The organism is Ruegeria sp. YKSF57, from assembly GCF_059612585.1.
Genome location: NZ_JBXWQW010000020.1, coordinates 39,901 through 55,919 on the forward strand (window position 1 = coordinate 39,901; position 16,019 = coordinate 55,919).

General features: G+C 58.7%; 18 protein-coding genes. 14 read left to right on the forward strand and 4 right to left on the reverse strand.

Annotation, left to right across the window (positions count from 1 at the left end):
* Positions 1 to 27: 27 nt before the first annotated feature.
* The 5 genes from AC2FLX_RS10200 (at position 28) to AC2FLX_RS10220 (ending at position 6,360) form a co-directional block, all read left to right on the forward strand.
* Positions 28 to 1,200: a penicillin-binding protein activator gene (locus AC2FLX_RS10200; protein WP_496807314.1), complete on the forward strand. Its 1,173-nt coding sequence runs from the start codon at positions 28 to 30 to the stop codon at positions 1,198 to 1,200.
* The gene (locus AC2FLX_RS10205) at positions 1,160 to 3,976 is read left to right on the forward strand and encodes a [protein-PII] uridylyltransferase (protein ID WP_496748456.1); all 2,817 of its coding nucleotides are present in this window, start codon (positions 1,160 to 1,162) and stop codon (positions 3,974 to 3,976) included. Before AC2FLX_RS10200 ends, AC2FLX_RS10205 begins: the two co-directional genes overlap by 41 nt.
* Positions 3,973 to 5,514: a murein biosynthesis integral membrane protein MurJ gene (gene murJ, locus AC2FLX_RS10210; protein WP_496811378.1), complete on the forward strand. Its 1,542-nt coding sequence runs from the start codon at positions 3,973 to 3,975 to the stop codon at positions 5,512 to 5,514. The genes AC2FLX_RS10205 and murJ overlap by 4 nt, the downstream gene beginning before the upstream one ends.
* Positions 5,511 to 6,095 (forward strand): Crp/Fnr family transcriptional regulator, encoded by a 585-nt coding sequence (locus AC2FLX_RS10215; protein WP_496875422.1) that lies wholly within the window; start codon positions 5,511 to 5,513, stop codon positions 6,093 to 6,095. The genes murJ and AC2FLX_RS10215 overlap by 4 nt, the downstream gene beginning before the upstream one ends.
* Before the next feature lie 73 nt (positions 6,096 to 6,168).
* Complete coding sequence (locus tag AC2FLX_RS10220; RefSeq protein WP_480751753.1) at positions 6,169 to 6,360, forward strand: YgaP family membrane protein; 192 nt, start codon at positions 6,169 to 6,171, stop codon at positions 6,358 to 6,360.
* A gap of 15 nt (positions 6,361 to 6,375) precedes the next feature.
* Here the strand turns inward: AC2FLX_RS10220 and AC2FLX_RS10225 are convergent, their stop codons facing one another.
* The gene (locus AC2FLX_RS10225) at positions 6,376 to 7,062 is read right to left on the reverse strand and encodes a rhomboid family intramembrane serine protease (RefSeq protein ID WP_480751751.1); all 687 of its coding nucleotides are present in this window, start codon (positions 7,060 to 7,062) and stop codon (positions 6,376 to 6,378) included.
* A gap of 85 nt (positions 7,063 to 7,147) precedes the next feature.
* Between AC2FLX_RS10225 and trpS the strand changes: the two genes are divergently transcribed.
* The gene (trpS, locus tag AC2FLX_RS10230) at positions 7,148 to 8,170 is read left to right on the forward strand and encodes a tryptophan--tRNA ligase (protein ID WP_496810902.1); all 1,023 of its coding nucleotides are present in this window, start codon (positions 7,148 to 7,150) and stop codon (positions 8,168 to 8,170) included.
* 27 nt (positions 8,171 to 8,197) lie between these two features.
* On the opposite strand, the gene AC2FLX_RS10235 is transcribed toward trpS, so the two are convergent.
* The 3 genes from AC2FLX_RS10235 to AC2FLX_RS10245 all read right to left on the reverse strand — a co-directional run bounded on the left by AC2FLX_RS10235 (position 8,198) and on the right by AC2FLX_RS10245 (position 10,555).
* The gene (locus tag AC2FLX_RS10235; protein WP_496810901.1) at positions 8,198 to 8,800 is read right to left on the reverse strand and encodes a ferric reductase-like transmembrane domain-containing protein; all 603 of its coding nucleotides are present in this window, start codon (positions 8,798 to 8,800) and stop codon (positions 8,198 to 8,200) included.
* Between the two features lie 29 nt (positions 8,801 to 8,829).
* On the reverse strand, positions 8,830 to 9,318 hold the full coding sequence (locus AC2FLX_RS10240) for a peptidase associated/transthyretin-like domain-containing protein (RefSeq protein ID WP_496810900.1): 489 nt from the start codon (positions 9,316 to 9,318) through the stop codon (positions 8,830 to 8,832).
* A 187-nt stretch (positions 9,319 to 9,505) separates the two neighbouring features.
* Complete coding sequence (locus tag AC2FLX_RS10245; protein WP_496810899.1) at positions 9,506 to 10,555, reverse strand: Glu/Leu/Phe/Val family dehydrogenase; 1,050 nt, start codon at positions 10,553 to 10,555, stop codon at positions 9,506 to 9,508.
* Between the two features lie 131 nt (positions 10,556 to 10,686).
* Here AC2FLX_RS10245 and AC2FLX_RS10250 point away from each other — a divergent pair, with 131 nt between their 5' ends.
* From AC2FLX_RS10250 to AC2FLX_RS10285, 8 genes are all read left to right on the forward strand, one after another.
* On the forward strand, positions 10,687 to 11,145 hold the full coding sequence (locus tag AC2FLX_RS10250) for an Lrp/AsnC family transcriptional regulator (RefSeq protein WP_496810898.1): 459 nt from the start codon (positions 10,687 to 10,689) through the stop codon (positions 11,143 to 11,145).
* Between the two features lie 60 nt (positions 11,146 to 11,205).
* On the forward strand, positions 11,206 to 12,069 hold the full coding sequence (locus AC2FLX_RS10255; protein WP_496747409.1) for a branched-chain amino acid aminotransferase: 864 nt from the start codon (positions 11,206 to 11,208) through the stop codon (positions 12,067 to 12,069).
* A gap of 70 nt (positions 12,070 to 12,139) precedes the next feature.
* Positions 12,140 to 12,595, forward strand: coding sequence for a universal stress protein (locus tag AC2FLX_RS10260; protein WP_480751739.1), 456 nt, complete (start codon positions 12,140 to 12,142; stop codon positions 12,593 to 12,595).
* Positions 12,596 to 12,604: 9 nt separating this feature from the next.
* On the forward strand, positions 12,605 to 13,198 hold the full coding sequence (locus AC2FLX_RS10265) for a 2-hydroxychromene-2-carboxylate isomerase (RefSeq protein ID WP_496810897.1): 594 nt from the start codon (positions 12,605 to 12,607) through the stop codon (positions 13,196 to 13,198).
* A 69-nt stretch (positions 13,199 to 13,267) separates the two neighbouring features.
* Entirely contained in the window at positions 13,268 to 13,831 is a 564-nt protein-coding gene (locus AC2FLX_RS10270) for a NifU family protein (protein ID WP_480751736.1), read from the forward strand.
* Entirely contained in the window at positions 13,821 to 14,411 is a 591-nt protein-coding gene (gene tsaB / locus AC2FLX_RS10275; protein ID WP_496810896.1) for a tRNA (adenosine(37)-N6)-threonylcarbamoyltransferase complex dimerization subunit type 1 TsaB, read from the forward strand. Before AC2FLX_RS10270 ends, tsaB begins: the two co-directional genes overlap by 11 nt.
* Positions 14,408 to 14,821: a GNAT family N-acetyltransferase gene (locus AC2FLX_RS10280; protein WP_496875423.1), complete on the forward strand. Its 414-nt coding sequence runs from the start codon at positions 14,408 to 14,410 to the stop codon at positions 14,819 to 14,821. Before tsaB ends, AC2FLX_RS10280 begins: the two co-directional genes overlap by 4 nt.
* 170 nt (positions 14,822 to 14,991) lie before the next feature.
* The gene (locus tag AC2FLX_RS10285; protein ID WP_480751732.1) at positions 14,992 to 15,990 is read left to right on the forward strand and encodes a BMP family lipoprotein; all 999 of its coding nucleotides are present in this window, start codon (positions 14,992 to 14,994) and stop codon (positions 15,988 to 15,990) included.
* Positions 15,991 to 16,019: the final 29 nt, after the last annotated feature.

Genomic DNA, 16,019 nt, shown 5'->3' on the forward strand with positions numbered 1-16,019 from the left:
CCGCCAGATCAGGGAGTTTTGATTTAGATGTTCAGCCTTTGCAAGCCTGCCCGCAAACTGGCCTTGTCCGCAATGGCCCTCGCCGCGGCCGGATTCCTGTCGGCCTGTGACCCGGTCGCCACCGGCGGCGGCCCGTCGATCAACACTTCGAAACCTGTGCCGGTCGCGCTGCTGGTGCCGCGTGGTTCGCCGCAATCGGGCGACGCGGTTCTGGCGCAAAGCCTTGAAAACTCGGCGCGGCTGGCAATCGCGGATTTGCAGAATGTCCAGATCGACCTGCGCGTTTACGACACTGCGGGCAACGCCACCACGGCAGCCGCCGTGGCGCAGCAAGCGGTGGATGACGGGGCCAAGATCATCCTCGGCCCGGTTTATGCCCAAGCTGCAAACGCGGCGGGGCTGGCCGTTTTGAACGACAATGTCAATGTGCTGTCGTTTTCGAACAACACCAACATCGCCGGCGGCAATGTCTTTGTTCTTGGTCCGACCTTTGACAACACCGCCAACCGCCTGACCACTTATGCGGCACGTCAAGGCAAGACCAACATGGTCGTCGTCTACAGCAATGACGAGGCGGGGCAGGTCGGCAAGGCCGCCATAGACCGCGCGATCAGCCGCACCAGTGTGCGCAAAGCGGGCGATATCAGTTATGAACGCTCGCAACAGGGAGTCATCAACTCGGTCCCGACAATCAAGTCGACTGTGGATGCCTCTGGCGCGGATTCGATTTTCCTGACCGCAACTACGGCTGGTGCCTTGCCGCTGTATAGCCAATTGCTGCCCGAAGCAGGCGTTTCACCGGCAACCACTCAATTCATCGGTCTGACGCGCTGGGATATACCGGCGCAGACACTGGAACTGCCGGGTGTTCAGGGGGGCTGGTTCGCCCTGCCCGACCCTGCCAAGGCACAGGCGTTCAACTCGCGCTATCAAGCAACTTATGGCGGCGCCCCGCACCCTATTGGCGGGCTTGCCTATGACGGCATCGCGGCAATCGGCGCACTGGTCAGTGCTGGCAAATCGGATGCATTGACAGGGGCCGCGCTGACGCAAGGCGCGGGCTTTCAAGGTGTGGGCGGTATTTTCCGCTTGCGTCCCGACGGAACTAATGAACGCGGACTGGCCGTTGCCACGATCCAGAACAAACAGGTGGTTGTGATTGACCCTGCCCCAACAAGCTTCTCTGGCGCCGGCTTCTGATCCGGCCACCTATCCCAGACCCGGTGACGAGCTGATCTGCGCGCCCGAAGCAATTTTCGACCACAGTGCGGTGCGCACCCGCATCGCGGAATTGCGTGAGACGTGCAGCGACAACGCGACCTTGCGAACAGAGGTCGTGAAAATCCTGCGCGGGGTTCAGAAATCCGGCCGCGCCGCGATTGCCGAGGCCTTTTCCGCGCAACCCTTTGCTGCGCGACCGCTCACTCGGGCGTACACCTATCTGACGGACGGACTGGTCCACACGGCCTTGCACGTCGCCGGTGAAATCCTGCACCCGCTGGCCAATCCGACGCGCGGCGAACGCATCGCGGTTCTGGCCGTCGGTGGTTATGGCCGTGGCGAGATGGCGCCCTTTTCAGACGTCGATCTGCTGTTCCTGACACCGTACAAAATCACGGCCTGGGCCGAAAGCGTGATCGAATCCATGCTATACATGCTATGGGATTTACGGCTGAAGGTCGGACATTCTTCGCGGACGATCAAGGATTGCCTGCGACTTGGCACCGACGATTTCACCATCCGCACGGCAATGCTGGAGCATCGGTTTCTGGTTGGGGACCAGGCGTTGGCGAAAGAGCTGAACAAACGCCTTCACGCCGACCTGTTCAAAGGATCAGAAGGCGAGTTTATCGAAGCCAAACTGAACGAGCGTGACGAGCGCCACCACAAACAGGGTGAGCGTTACATGGTCGAACCCAACGTCAAGGAAGGCAAAGGCGGCCTGCGTGACCTGCAATCGCTCTATTGGATCGCCAAGTATGTCTATGATGTTCAAGATGTGGCGGAACTGGTACCGCTGGGCCTGTTCACCAAGGACGAATTCAACACGTTTGTGCAGGCCGAAGAGTTTCTTTGGGCCGTCCGCTCACATCTGCATCTGGTCACCGGACGGGCCACCGAACAGCTGACCTTTGATATGCAGGTCGAGGTGGCGGAACGCATGGGATACAAGGACCGGGCCGGTCGGCGCGGTGTTGAGATTTTCATGCAGAAGTACTTCCGCGAGGCGACACGCGTTGGCGAACTGACCCGAATCTTTCTGACCAAGCTGGAAGCGGCGCACATGAAAAGTGCCCCCTTGCTGCAACGCATTTTCCGCCGCCGCCGCAGGCTGAAAGCAGGCTACAAGGTGGTTCATGGGCGGCTGGCCGTTGTCGATCCCAAGAAATTTCTGGCCGACAAGATGAACCTTCTGCGCCTCTTCGAGGAAGGCTTGCGGACGGGTATGCTGATCCACCCCGATGCGATGCGGCTGGTGACAGCAAACCTTGACCTGATTGACGAAGACATGCGCAACGACAAGGATGCGCAACGCATTTTCCTTGATCTGATGCTCAAACATGGCAATCCCGAACGTGCCCTCAGGCGCATGAACGAACTGGGGGTGCTCACGGCCTTTCTGCCGGAATTCGAGCCCATTGTCGCTATGATGCAGTTCAACATGTATCACAGCTATACGGTGGACGAGCATACGATCCAGACCATCGTCAACCTTGCCCAGATCGAGCGCGGAGAGTTGATCGAGGAATTGCCGCTCGCCTCATCCATCCTCAAACGCGGGGTCAACCGCAAGGTTCTGTATGTCGCCTTGCTGCTGCACGATATCGCCAAGGGGCGGCCTGAAGATCATTCGATCCTGGGCGCCAAGATCGCCCGCAAGGTAGCACCGCGGCTGGGACTTAACAAATCCGACAGTGAAACTGTCGAATGGTTGGTGCGGTATCACCTGCTGATGTCCGACATGGCACAAAAGCGCGACATTTCCGACCCGCGTACCGTCCGGGATTTTGCCAAGGCAGTGCAGACCGTCAAGCGGCTGGACTTGCTGACGGTTCTGACCGTCTGCGATATTCGCGGTGTCGGGCCGACCACCTGGAACAACTGGAAAGCCACGCTGCTCAGGGCGCTCCACAAGGAAACCAAACGGGCATTGGAAACCGGGATGGAGGATCTCAACCGTGCCAATCGGGGCGCGGAGGCCAAGAAGGCTCTGCGCGAGGCGCTGGAGGAGTGGTCCAAGGTTGATCTCAAAACCGAGACCGGGCGCCACTATGACCCCTATTGGCAGGGTCTGAACTTGTCGACCCACATCGAGTTCGCAGACATGCTGCGGGTTCTGGACGAAAGCGGCGATGAAGGCGCGATGGAAATCCGGCTGCAACCAGACGAGGATCGCGACGCCACCCGTGCCTGTTTCGCGATGGGCGATCATCCTGGCATTTTTGCCCGCATTGCCGGTGCACTTGCCTTGGCCGGCGCCAATGTGGTCGATGCCCGAAGCTATACCACCAAGGACGGCTATGTGACCGATGCCTTCTGGATACAGGATGCCGAAGGCCATCCGTTCGAAGCCTCGCGCCTTCCTCGCCTCACCCAGATGATCCACAAGACGCTGAAAGGCGAAGTGGTGGCTCGGGATGCCTTTAAGTCGCGTGATAAGATCAAGAAGCGCGAAAAAGCGTTCAATGTGCCCACACACATCACTTTCGACAATGATGGGTCAGAAATTTACACGATCATCGAAGTGGACACACGCGACCGGCCCGGGCTGCTTTATGATCTGGCGCGCACTCTGGCTGCCGCGAATGTCTATATAGCAAATGCAGTCATTGCCACATATGGGGAACAGGTGGTCGACACGTTCTATGTCAAGGACATGTTTGGTCTGAAGTACTACTCGGACAGCAAGCAGCGTGGACTTGAATCCAAGCTGCGCAAGGCGATCACCGAAGGCGCTGAGCGGGCCGCGTCATGAAGCCCATCAGACTGCTTTCGGGGCTGTTCACGGTCGGGTTCTGGACCCTCGCCAGTCGAATTTTGGGGTTTCTCAGGGAAATTCTGTTGGCCGCCTATATTGGCCCCGGCCCGGTGATGGACGCCTTTGTCGCCGCGTTCCGCCTACCCAACATGTTCCGCCGTTTTTTCGCCGAAGGCGCGTTCAATGCAGCTTTCGTGCCTATGTTCTCGAAGCGGTTGGAAGGTGGCGAAGACGCCGAAAGTTTTGCACGGGCCGCGTTCAACCTGCTGGGCGCGGCGGTTCTGGCGCTGGTTGGGCTGGCGATGATTTTCATGCCGGCTCTGGTCTGGGTCACGGCCGAAGGTTTCTATGGAGACGAACGTTTCGAGCTGGCCGTCGGCTATGGATATGTCGTCTTTCCCTATATCCTGTTCATGTCGCTGGCAGCGCTGTTTTCCGGAGTGCTGAACGCCACCGGTCGGTTTGCCGCTGCCGCCGGAGCCCCCGTCCTGCTGAACATCTTTGCCTGTGCGGCAATGATTTTGGGCGCCGTTCTTGGTGGCGATGTCATCAACTGGTTGATCTGGGTGATCCCTCTTGCGGGTATCGCGCAATTGACACTTGTCTGGGTTGCGACAGAGCGCGCGGGCATCAGCATCCGACCCGGCCTGCCCCGCCTTTCCCCCGAGATGCGCCATATGGTGCGCATTGCACTGCCCGCTGCGTTGGCGATGGGCGTAACCCAGGTGAACCTTGTTGTCGGGCAACTGGTGGCGTCAAAAACCGAAAAGGCAGTGAGCTGGCTATTTGCGGCCGATCGTTTGTACCAACTCCCGCTCGGGGTTGTGGGCATTGCTGTCGGGATCGTGTTGCTTCCCGATCTGTCACGCCGATTGAGGGCCGGGGACGATATCGGAGCACGCGATGCGTTTTCGCGTGCTGGGGAGTTTTCAATGCTCCTGACACTTCCCTCCACCGTTGCATTGGTGGTCATTCCGCTGCCTCTCGTCTCGGTCCTGTTCCAACGCGGCCACTTCAGTGCCGAAGACAGCGCCGCCACCGCCCTCGCCGTTGCCATCTACGGATTAGGTTTGCCAGCCTTCATGCTGCAGAAACTGCTGCAACCGCTCTTCTTCGCCCGCGAAGACACCAAATCGCCTTTTCGTTATGCGGTCGTCGCGATGGTGATCAACGCCACGCTCGCGTTTGGCCTCTACCCGGTCATCGGTTGGATCGCCCCGGCGATTGCGACCTCGGTTGCCGGCTGGGTCATGGTTCTACAACTTTCCTTGGGTGCACGCCGCATGGGTGAGGTCGCGCGGTTCGACGACCGGTTCCGCAAGCGCGCCTGGCGGATTGCCGCAGCATCCGCGATTATGGGTTTTGTACTGATTGCCATCGTATCGCTGTTCGACTGGATTTTTGCCGTGCCAAGCTGGAGATACATGGCTTTGCTAGGTTTAATTGCCATCGCCGCAGTCGTCTATTTCGGTTCGGGCCAGGCACTCGGCGCCTTCCGTGTGTCCGAATTCAAACGGGCGATGCGCAGGTCATGAGCAAGCTCGACCTTCCCGCAGGCACCGTTGTGTTCCGCCCAGGTCAAGAGTGTCCAGGATTTGTTCGGCTGGCCCAAGGTACGATCCGGGTAACACTGACGGCCCCGAATGGTCGCGAAGTTGTCCTTTATCGTGTGAATCCCGGTGATGTCTGCCTGCAAACCTTCGCCTGCCTCACCGAGGGCCGCAGTTATTCTGCCGAAGGAGTGGCCGAAACGGCGATCAAAGGCGAAATCATCCCTCATGCGGCCTTTCGTTCGGCCATGGCCTCGGATGAAGGTTTTCGAACCGAGGTCCTGACTGCCGTCGCCCGCCGTTTTGCCGATTTCGAACAGCTTGTCGAAGAGGTCGCCCTGACCGGTTTTGACGCCCGGCTCGCCCGCGTCCTGTTGCGGCTTGCAAAAGAAGGGGTGGTACAGGCCACGCATGAGGCGCTGGCCACCGAAACCGCCTCGGGTCGGGCCTTTGTCAGCCGCCGTCTAGCGGAATTTGCCCGCCTCGGTCTGGTCGAATTGGCACGCGGGAAGGTCACAATACTGGACACAGCCGGATTGGAGCGACTTACCGCCGAAGAACGGTGACACTGTCACCGACCAGGTTCCGAAATGGGATCATAACGGACCCATCAACTGCATCTGATTTCGGAGAATCATCATGATCCGCAACGAAGGAACCTTTGATCGCGCCGCCCGTGTTCTGCTGGGCCTCGTCCTTCTGTCACTCACCGTCATCGGCCCGCAAAGCATGTGGGGTCTGATCGGGATCATCCCATTGGTGACAGGTGTATTCGGGTATTGCCCGCTGTATCACATCTTGGGTCTCAACACCTGTCCCATGAAGAAATAAGACCTTTGCGCCGGGTCAGTCCCGGCGCAAACGACTGACAATCCGCGCCCATCCACCCGGTGCCAGAAAGAACGACAAACCGAATCCTGTGGCAAACCCACCCAGATCGGCGACCCAGTCCCCGGTGCCGCCAAAGAGCAGGCCGAACAGCAGTTGCAACCCCATCAGCACCGCAATAAGGCTGAAGGCGCGCGCCTGATTAGCGCCCACCAACGACAGCTTGCGCCACAAAAGCCAGGTGAATGCCCCGATCAAGCCGTAGACGGCGGGAAACCCACCGATCAATGGGTAGCGCGGATCGAGGAATATGGCATAGGCCAGCGCACCTCCGATGCCCGAAAGAACAAAGATCAGGATCATCGCCACGCTGCCGAATACCTCGCCGACCATCTTGCCCATTGCCAGGACGAAGACGCAGACAAATACCGCCTGTGTGAAACTGCCATGGACAAAGGGGTAAGTGACAAATCGGATAACATGCTCTATCGGCCAGCGCCCAGTCTCGACCATCCAATCAAAGATATCGGCGGAGAATGCATAGGACTGAATCGCCGCCAATCGCCAACCGACCGCTTCTGGCCCGCCGACCAGCCCGCGCGCACCAAGCGTAAAACTCAGTTCGACCCCCATGATGAACAGAACCAGCGCCACCACCACGGGCGGCAACGGGTTTACTGCTGGGGTGTAATGGTCACTGCTCATGGGCTGGCCTTTCGCGGCTGTTGACGTCCCTTGGCCTCATGGGTAAGCGACGGAAGCCGATTTTTCCAGACGGGAGTTCTCTTCCATGACCAAGACAAAGTTCACGCCGCGGGTGTTTTCCGGCATCCAGCCCTCGGGCGGGCTGACGCTTGGCAATTACCTTGGCGCGATGAAACGCTTTGTGGACATGCAGGGGCCAGAGTTCGAAACCATCTATTGCATGGTCGACCTGCACGCGATCACCGTCTGGCAGGACCCCGCAGCGCTTGCACACAACACGCGTGAACTGTGTGCAGGGTTCATCGCCGCGGGCATCGATCCTGAACAATCCATCCTGTTCAATCAAAGCCAGGTACCCGAGCATGCCCAATTGGCGTGGATTTTCAATTGCGTCGCCCGAATGGGCTGGATGCAACGGATGACACAATGGAAGGACAAGGCTGGCAAGAACCAGCAGAACGCCTCGCTGGGTCTCTTTGCCTATCCTTCGCTGATGGCCGCCGACATCCTGATCTATCATGCCACCCATGTGCCGGTGGGTGAGGATCAGAAACAGCATCTGGAACTGACCCGCGACATCGCAATCAAGTTCAACAACGACTATGGCACCGATTTCTTTCCCGTCACCGAACCAGTGATCGAGGGCGCCGCGACCCGCGTCATGAGTTTGCGTGACGGGTCCAAAAAGATGTCAAAGTCTGACCCCTCTGACATGAGCCGGATCAACATGACCGATGACGCCGACGCCATCGCCAGGAAGATCCGCAAAGCCAAAACCGATCCCGATGCTCTGCCGTCCGAAGCAAAGGGTCTGGAAGAGCGGCCAGAGGCGCGAAACCTGGTCAACATTTTTGCCGCGCTTGCCGATCAAAGCATTGATCAGGTTCTGACCGAGGTAGGCGGCAAACAGTTTGGCGAGTTCAAACCGATGCTGGCCGATCTGGCGGTTGCCAAGCTTGCCCCCATTTCGGGCGAAATGGCCCGGTTGATGGACGATCAGGCCGAGATTGACCGGATTCTCGCACGTGGAGCAGAGCGAGCTCGCGAAGTTTCCGTGCCCATTCTGCGAAAGACCTATGAAATTGTCGGGATGGTCGGCGCTACGTAACGAAGACGCCATGCGAACCGCCCCGCTTCAGTCTTTTGCGCGGTGGCGGGCGCGGGTTGACCAGACCCGCAGATCCGAGAACGTCTTGACCGTCGCGGCAAGAACCAACGCGCTCAGCACGGCCTTGGACAGCGTCTCCATCGTTCCCTGGATCATCAGGGCGTGAACAATGCCGCCGACGACAATCACCGCCGCACAGGCAGTGTGGCCGCGTCTCCAGTTACGCCATTTCAGGCGCCGACGGAGTGCTGCCAGAAGCACCGAAGCGAACACGGCCCACATCGCAATGACACCCCAGAACGAGAACGGCGTCGGTGACACGAACAGCAGCGCGTCGACTACATCCGGGGGGCTGGTGATCCAGAGACCGACAACATGAACCACCACCGTTGCGGCCAGACAGATGCCAACCCCGCGATGCACGCGTCGGCTGCGGTAAGTGGAAAGCCCTGGCAATAACCCGCCTGCCAGAAGGGGCTGTACAAGCAAAAGACTCATCGCGACAACGCCAGCAAACCCTGCCATGATGTAAACCGGATTTCGCCAGGCCAGCAGCGGACTCATCGCTGCGGCGGCGACCGGCACGATGAGTACAATCGCGAGCGCACTCCAAATCAGGATCACGCGCAATTGACCTGCCCCAGTGAACGCCACCGCGATCAGACAGGCCGAAGCACGAAATGCGCAATAAGGCTGGTGTCTTTTGCGCTGCGCATGATGGGGCGCAGGAATACCGTGTCGAATTCGCCGCTGTCATAAGCGAGATGGCCATGCGGCTGACCGAAGGCGGGGACGATCTGCGGCATTTCCAACTGGAAAACCCCACGTTCGTCAGTGAGCGTGGCTCCGTGACTGTGCGGTTCACGCTCGTGCCCTTCGGTCGTATGCGCCCAGATCTGGATTCTTTGCCCGGCGAGCGGCGCACCATCCCCGGCGCGTCGCACCGTCCCTGTCATCCAGAACCCGCCGCCCCCGATCCTTTCCACGATCGGAGCTCCCGGCAGATAATTGTTGGCCCCACCTCGCATCGAGGGCGTAGGCGCAAGATCTTGGGCGCGGGCAGGAACCAGATGGCCCGACATACCGGTCGCCACAAGGGCGCCGCCCGTGACAAGAAGGGAACGGCGGGTGAAGAAAGAAGTCTGCATGTGTTGGTCTCCTGTCCAACGGTCAGACACACGGTCAGCCTGATGGGACCGGTCGCATCCGTACTTCCTCCAATCATAACATACCTGAAGTGTTTCCGGGAACAGGACACGGAGAGACATGGCAAAGCACAATCAACGTTTCGTGAGCGTGCTCTGCCGTTTTTTTTATCGAGTGACCCAGCGCGTCTCAGGCCGCCTTCTGGTGCAGGATCTCGTGGACGATGGCTTCGGCCACGTCATTGGGGCTAACCGATTGATTGACCGCACGAGTCAAAATCCGGTCCATCGTACGATCCAGCGCTTCCAGCTTTCCTGCGACCCAATCCGTTCGATTGGCGATCTGCAGGATTTCCGTCGCCACGTTGATGATTCCACCACCATTGGCCACGAAATCGGGCGCATAGAGAATGCCGCGGTCATGCAGGCGCTGCGCATCGGCTTCGGCTGCCAACTGGTTGTTGGCCCCACCTGCCACCGCGCCAACCTTGAGCAGCGGAATAGTGGCGTCGTTCAGGATCGCCCCGATAGCGCAGGGGGCGAAGATGTCGGCCGCTGCCTCATAGACTGCGTCTGGCTTTACCGGCTGGGCCGCGAACTCTTCGGCCACGCGCGCCACCTGTTGCGCATCAATATCGGTAACCATCAACCCGGCGCCAGCGTCGGTCAGCAGCTTGCACAGATGGTGACCTACATGTCCCAGCCCCTGTACCGAAACCGTCTTGCCAGTCAAGTCAGACGATCCGAACCGGTGCCGGGCTGTCGTCCGGATCGCATTAAAAATCCCGCGCGCGGTGATTGGAGAAGGATCGCCGCTGGCAAACTCGCCATCGGCGAGCCCTGCAACAAAGCGCGTTTCGGTCCCGATCATCGCCATGTCGGCGGGTGTCATGCCCATATCCTCGGCGGTCCAATAGCGGCCCTCAAGGCTTTGCACCGCGCGGCCAAAAGCCTGCATCAGTTCGGGTGTCTTGTCTATGGTGGGGTCGCCGAGGATGACGGCCTTGCCCCCGCCCAGGGGAAGATCGGCCGCGGCATTCTTGAAAGTCATGCCGCGCGACAGGCGCAAGGCATCATTCAGCGCCTCTGCCGGATGGCCGTAGGGGCGCATTCTCACGCCACCCGCAGCGGGACCAAGTTGTGTGGAATGTATTGCAATGAATCCTTTGAGGCCAACTTCCGTGTCTTCAAATTGGATGACCTGCTCATGATCAGGCACATCAACCGCAACAATCTTCATTTGTCGTCTCCAATGATATTATCGAGTCATCGCACGGAGTTTGGAGCGATTTTCACCAAGATTGCCTGTCGACAAACGCTGTGTTAGCGATTTCACCTACAGAGTAACTAATTTTTGGGTGGATTCACTAAATGGACGAGATAGATCGCAGAATCGTACGCGCCTTGCAGCGCGACGGACGAATAACTGTCACCGAGCTTGCGGAGACCATCGGACTGTCAGCAACGCCCTGCGCAAGGCGGCTGGAACGACTTCAGAAGGACAAAGTCATCACCGGTTATGCCGCCCAGGTCGATCCGGCAAAACTCGGGCTGGGAGTGTCGATATTCGTTTCGGTTGAGCTGGACAAACAGGACAGGGCGGCCATCGATGCGTTCGAACGCGCGATCCGGCGCTGCGAAGAGGTGATGGAATGTTACCTCATGACCGGGTCGCGAGATATCCTGCTGCGGGTGGTCGCCGCCGATCTGTCGGCCTTTGACGCGTTTCTTGAAAATCGCTTGATGCAGATTCCAGGCATCAGAAATCTGCGGTCAAATTTCGCGTTGCGCACCATGGTCAAACGTGAGGTTCTGCCCATGGCAATCTGAAAAAGGTCTGGACCCCTGACCCACTCCGCCCTACCTTTCGCGCAAACGAGGGAGTGAGAGATGGCCGCCGGCACCAATATCCGCACATATTTCAATGGCACCTGGCATGACGGGAACACTCCGATCATGCACGCAGCCGATCACGGGGCCTGGCTGGGCTCTTCAGTATTCGACGGGGCGCGGTATTTCGATGGGTTGGCTCCTGATCTGGATGCCCATTGTGCCCGCACCAATCGCTCGGCCGAGGCGCTGATGCTCACGCCCTCGGTAAGTGTCGAGGACATGGTTCAAATCATCCGTGAGGGACTAAAACCCTATGGCCCCGACAAGGCGGTCTATATCCGGCCTATGTATTGGGCGATTGATGGTGATACCTCGACCATTGCCCCCAAAGAGGACAGCACTGCTTTTGCCGTGTGCCTCGAAGAAATCCCCATGGCGCCTGCAACGGCTGCGGCGACACTGACGAAGACCCGTTTCCGCCGCCCGGTATTGGAGGATGCCGTTGTCAACGCCAAGGCCGGGTGCCTTTATCCCAACAATGCCCGCATGGTTCGCGAGGCGCGGTCAAAAGGGTTTTCCAACGCTTTAGTGGCTGATGCAATGGGCAACGTGGCCGAAACGGCAACGGCAAACATCTTCATGGTCAAGGATGGCGAGGTGTTTACTCCCATCGCCAACGGCACTTTTCTGGCTGGGATCACTCGTGCGCGACATATGAAAAACCTTCGCGCCGATGGGGTGACAGTGCATGAAAAGGTTCTGACTTTTGCCGATTTCCACGAGGCGGACGAAGTGTTCATGTCCGGCAACATGAACAAGGTCACGCCGGTCACTGCACTGGACGAAACACAATTCCAAGTTGGACCTATCGCCCGTCGAACACGCGAGTTGTATTGGGACTGGGCCGCGTCAAACGGGTGATTGCTTGAACGCTGTCAGTTGCCACTTGCTCTTTGCTGCGGCATGATCGCCGCAAACTGAAAGGTAATTCATGCGTAAGTTCCTTGTCGTCCTGGATGACAGTCGCGAATGTCTGAACGCCATGCGCTTTGCCGCAATGCGTGCGGCGCACACCGGTGGTGGCGTGACAATTCTGTCGGTCATACCGCCAGACGAATTCAACCACTGGATCGGTGTAGGTGAGGTGATGCGCGAAGAAGCGCGCGAGCGTATCCATGCGCATTTCGAAGTGTTCGCCAAATGGATGCGGGACAAGCAGGGGATTGAACCGGAACTGGCAATCCGCGAAGGCGAGGCGGTGCCGGAAATCATTGAACATGTACAGACTGATCCGGAAATCGGTGTTCTGGTTCTGGGTGCCGGGACCGACAAGAAAGGTCCCGGTCCACTGGTCACGCAACTGACCCGTAATTCTGGAAGCCTGCCAATCCCAATCACCATCGTTCCGGGCGATCTGAGCAAGGAGAAGCTCGAAGAAATCACCTGAGGCAAGCGGATGAAGAGGCGCATTCAATTCTGGTTCGAGTTCGCCTCGACATACTCCTATCTCAGCGCCATGCGAATCGTAGAGGCGGCGGCCAAGCACGACGTAGCAGTGGATTGGCAGCCGTTTCTTTTGGGTCCGATTTTTGCCGAACAGGGATGGGACAATTCGCCCTTCAACCTGTATCCCGCCAAAGGCCGCTATATGTGGCGGGATCTGGAGCGCCTGAGCGCGACGCGCGAGTTACCATTTGTGCGACCTGATCCCTTCCCGCAAAATGGGCTAGCTGCTGCTCGCATCGCATTGGCAGCCCGGGAATTGGGCAAGGCAGGTCAGTTTGTTCGGGCCGTATTCGACGCCGAGTTCGGAATTGGGCAGGATATCTCAAAACCTTCGGTTCTGACCGCTTGCCTTGCTGCGGCGGATTTGCCGGACACCCTGCTGGAGCGGAGCACGTCACCCGAGATTAAGTCGACTTTGTTTGAACAGGTCGCCAAGGCCAAAACGCTTGGCATCTTCGGTGCACCCAGCTTTATAGTCGGGGATGAGCTATATTGGGGTGATGATCGGCTGGATCAGGCGCTCGCACATGCCGCCACCTTTTAGAATCGTTCCAAATATTGACTTCCCTTGGTTCTGCCCGCATATCAATGCCAAGCGAAACGGAGTGCTGCCATGTTCATCCAGACCGAATCGACCCCGAATCCGGCGACCCTGAAATTCCTGCCCGGCCAGACGGTTCTGGAAGCGGGAACTGCCGATTTTCCTACAGCTGACGCAGCATTGAAATCCCCGCTTGCGGCGCGGATATTCTCGGTGAATGGCGTCACTGGCGTGTTTTTCGGCAACGATTTCGTAACCGTCACCAAGGCAGACGGGATTGAATGGGATCACATCAAACCCGCGATACTGGGCGCGGTGATGGAACACTATCAATCAGGTCAGCCGGTGATGGGCGCCGATGCCTCTACCGCCTCGGGCCATGCCGATCACGATGGCGAAGATGCCGAGGTCGTCAACCAAATCAAGGAATTGCTGGACAGCCGAGTTCGACCTGCCGTTGCGCAAGATGGTGGGGACATAACATTCCACGGGTTCGATCGGGGCGTTGTCTATCTGCACATGCAAGGCGCCTGTGCGGGATGCCCGTCGTCCACCTTGACACTGAAGATGGGAATCGAAAACCTGTTGCGCCACTACATTCCCGAAGTGACCGAGGTTCGGCCTGTTGCCGTCTGATCGCCTGATCCTCGGTTTTGACACATCGGCCGCGCATTGCGCGGCCGCTTTGTTGCAGGGATCAAACATCATCGCTTCTACTGCCGAGGCCATGACGCGCGGCCAAGCCGAACGGCTGATGCCGCTACTGGAGGAGCTTCTCTGGCAAAATAACGCGAAATGGCGCGATCTGACGGCCATTGGCGTGGGCATCGGGCCCGGAAATTTCACGGGTATTCGAATATCGGTATCCGCCGCACGCGGCCTTTCGCTGGGGTTGGGCATACCCGCAGTTGGCGTTTCAGGCTTCGAATCTCATGCGTCCAGCGCGCCCGAAGGGCATCTGGTAGCCATCCCGGCCCCGCGTGATCAGGTCTATCTGCATCCCGCAGGCTCTCACCCGGCATTGATGCCGCGTGACGACGCTATTTCGTACGGTCCATTATTTTCCGAAGTTTCTGCCGCCATCGTCGCCGAAGGCATCGCCCGCATCGCGGCCACCCGGTGGGAAAGCAGCACACTACCACCCGCACCGCTGTACATTCGACCGGCCGACGCGGCGCCGTCCAGCGATGTGCCACCGATTTTGCTGGACGGATGACACCCGAGCAGATGGCCGCGACTCACGCGGTGGCATTCACGCAATCCCGACCGTGGAGTGCAGGGGAATTCGCAAGTCTACTTACCAATCCCTTCACGCATACCATTGGTGACGAACGGTGTTTCGCATTGTATCAGGTCATCGCAGGCGAAGCCGAACTGCTGACCATTGCGACCCACCCGGAACACCAACGTCAACATCTGGCCTTGGCCTGCATGAAGCATTGGCACAAGCAAGCGGTAATTCTGGGAGCAACTCACGCCTTTCTGGATGTTGCCGCTGACAACACTCCGGCCATTGCACTCTACAACCTCTGCGGTTATTCCATCTGCGGCATGCGTCGGGGGTACTACCGACGCGAAAACAGCGAGAACGCCGACGCGATGCTGATGCAGCGTGACCTGCCCTAGCGGCAAGGGGGTGATTTCAGACCATATGGTCAAAAATCAGTGAAAAAGCGGTTGACCAGCGCCGCTGCAAACGGCCTTAATTGCCAGCACCACAGCAGTTCTGCTCGCTTTGTGCGAGGCTTCGGGAAATTCCCAACCTCGGACCGATAACAAAACAACGGGAGTAACATATGACCCTCATGAAATCCTTGATGGGTGCAGCGGCCGCCGTCGCCATGACCGCAGGCGCCGCGCTCGCCGAACCGGCCCTGATTTTCGATCTGGGCGGAAAATTCGACAAATCGTTCAACGAGGCCGCGTTCAACGGTGCCCAGCGTTGGGCCGAAGAAACCGGCGGTAGTTTCCGCGAGATTGAGCTTCAGTCCGAAGCCCAGCGCGAACAAGCCCTGCGCCGCTTTGCCGAAGCGGGTGCCAACCCGGTAATCACAATGGGTTTTGCAATGGCCGATCCGCTGGCAGCCGTGGCGCCCGACTATCCCGACACTAAGTTTGTCGCTGTCGACGTGAACTGGCTGGATGCGCCGAATATCCGTCAGGTAAGTTTTGCCGAGCACGAAGGATCGTATCTAGTCGGGATGATGGCGGCCATGGCCTCGAAGTCCGGTACCGTCGGGTTCGTGGGTGGCATGGACATCCCGCTGATCCGTCACTTTGGCTGCGGCTATGCGCAGGGCGCCAAGGCCGTAAATCCCGACATCAAGATCGTGGCGAACATGACAGGCACCACTCCGGCAGCATGGAACGACCCGGTCAAAGGCTCTGAACTGACCAAGGCACAGATCAGCCAGGGAGCCGACGTGATCTACGCGGCCGCTGGCGGTACTGGCGTTGGCGTTCTGCAAACCGCCGCCGACGAAGGTATCCTGTCGATCGGCGTGGACAGCAACCAGAACCACCTGCACCCGGGCAAGGTGCTTACCTCGATGCTCAAGCGCGTTGACGTCGCCGTTTATGACGCGATGAAAGCCGGTGCCGACGTTGAAACCGGTGTTTTCACCATGGGTCTGGCCGACGAGGGTGTTGGATACGCGATGGATGACAACAATGCTCCGCTCGTTTCCGGCGAGATGAAAGCCGCGGTTGACAAAGCTCGTCAGGATATCATCGACGGAAACGTGAGCGTGGTCAGCTATTACGAAAACGACAGCTGCCCTGCATTGAGCTTCTGATCCAAGGCAGGGCAGCCCCTTTGCCCTGC

Excerpts from the sequence above, each read along its gene's own strand:
- murJ (WP_496811378.1), top strand. The coding sequence starts at position 3,973 with ATGAAGCCCATCAGACTGCTTTCGGGGCTGTTCACGGTCGGGTTCTGG.
- AC2FLX_RS10225 (WP_480751751.1), bottom strand. The coding sequence starts at position 7,062 with ATGAGCAGTGACCATTACACCCCAGCAGTAAACCCGTTGCCGCCCGTG.
- AC2FLX_RS10245 (WP_496810899.1), bottom strand. The coding sequence starts at position 10,555 with ATGAAGATTGTTGCGGTTGATGTGCCTGATCATGAGCAGGTCATCCAA.
- AC2FLX_RS10240 (WP_496810900.1), bottom strand. The coding sequence starts at position 9,318 with ATGCAGACTTCTTTCTTCACCCGCCGTTCCCTTCTTGTCACGGGCGGC.
- AC2FLX_RS10220 (WP_480751753.1), top strand. The coding sequence starts at position 6,169 with ATGATCCGCAACGAAGGAACCTTTGATCGCGCCGCCCGTGTTCTGCTG.
- AC2FLX_RS10255 (WP_496747409.1), top strand. The coding sequence starts at position 11,206 with ATGGCCGCCGGCACCAATATCCGCACATATTTCAATGGCACCTGGCAT.
- AC2FLX_RS10200 (WP_496807314.1), top strand. The coding sequence starts at position 28 with ATGTTCAGCCTTTGCAAGCCTGCCCGCAAACTGGCCTTGTCCGCAATG.
- trpS (WP_496810902.1), top strand. The coding sequence starts at position 7,148 with ATGACCAAGACAAAGTTCACGCCGCGGGTGTTTTCCGGCATCCAGCCC.
- AC2FLX_RS10280 (WP_496875423.1), top strand. The coding sequence starts at position 14,408 with ATGACACCCGAGCAGATGGCCGCGACTCACGCGGTGGCATTCACGCAA.
- AC2FLX_RS10215 (WP_496875422.1), top strand. The coding sequence starts at position 5,511 with ATGAGCAAGCTCGACCTTCCCGCAGGCACCGTTGTGTTCCGCCCAGGT.
- AC2FLX_RS10285 (WP_480751732.1), top strand. The coding sequence starts at position 14,992 with ATGACCCTCATGAAATCCTTGATGGGTGCAGCGGCCGCCGTCGCCATG.
- AC2FLX_RS10260 (WP_480751739.1), top strand. The coding sequence starts at position 12,140 with ATGCGTAAGTTCCTTGTCGTCCTGGATGACAGTCGCGAATGTCTGAAC.
- AC2FLX_RS10270 (WP_480751736.1), top strand. The coding sequence starts at position 13,268 with ATGTTCATCCAGACCGAATCGACCCCGAATCCGGCGACCCTGAAATTC.
- AC2FLX_RS10265 (WP_496810897.1), top strand. The coding sequence starts at position 12,605 with ATGAAGAGGCGCATTCAATTCTGGTTCGAGTTCGCCTCGACATACTCC.
- AC2FLX_RS10250 (WP_496810898.1), top strand. The coding sequence starts at position 10,687 with ATGGACGAGATAGATCGCAGAATCGTACGCGCCTTGCAGCGCGACGGA.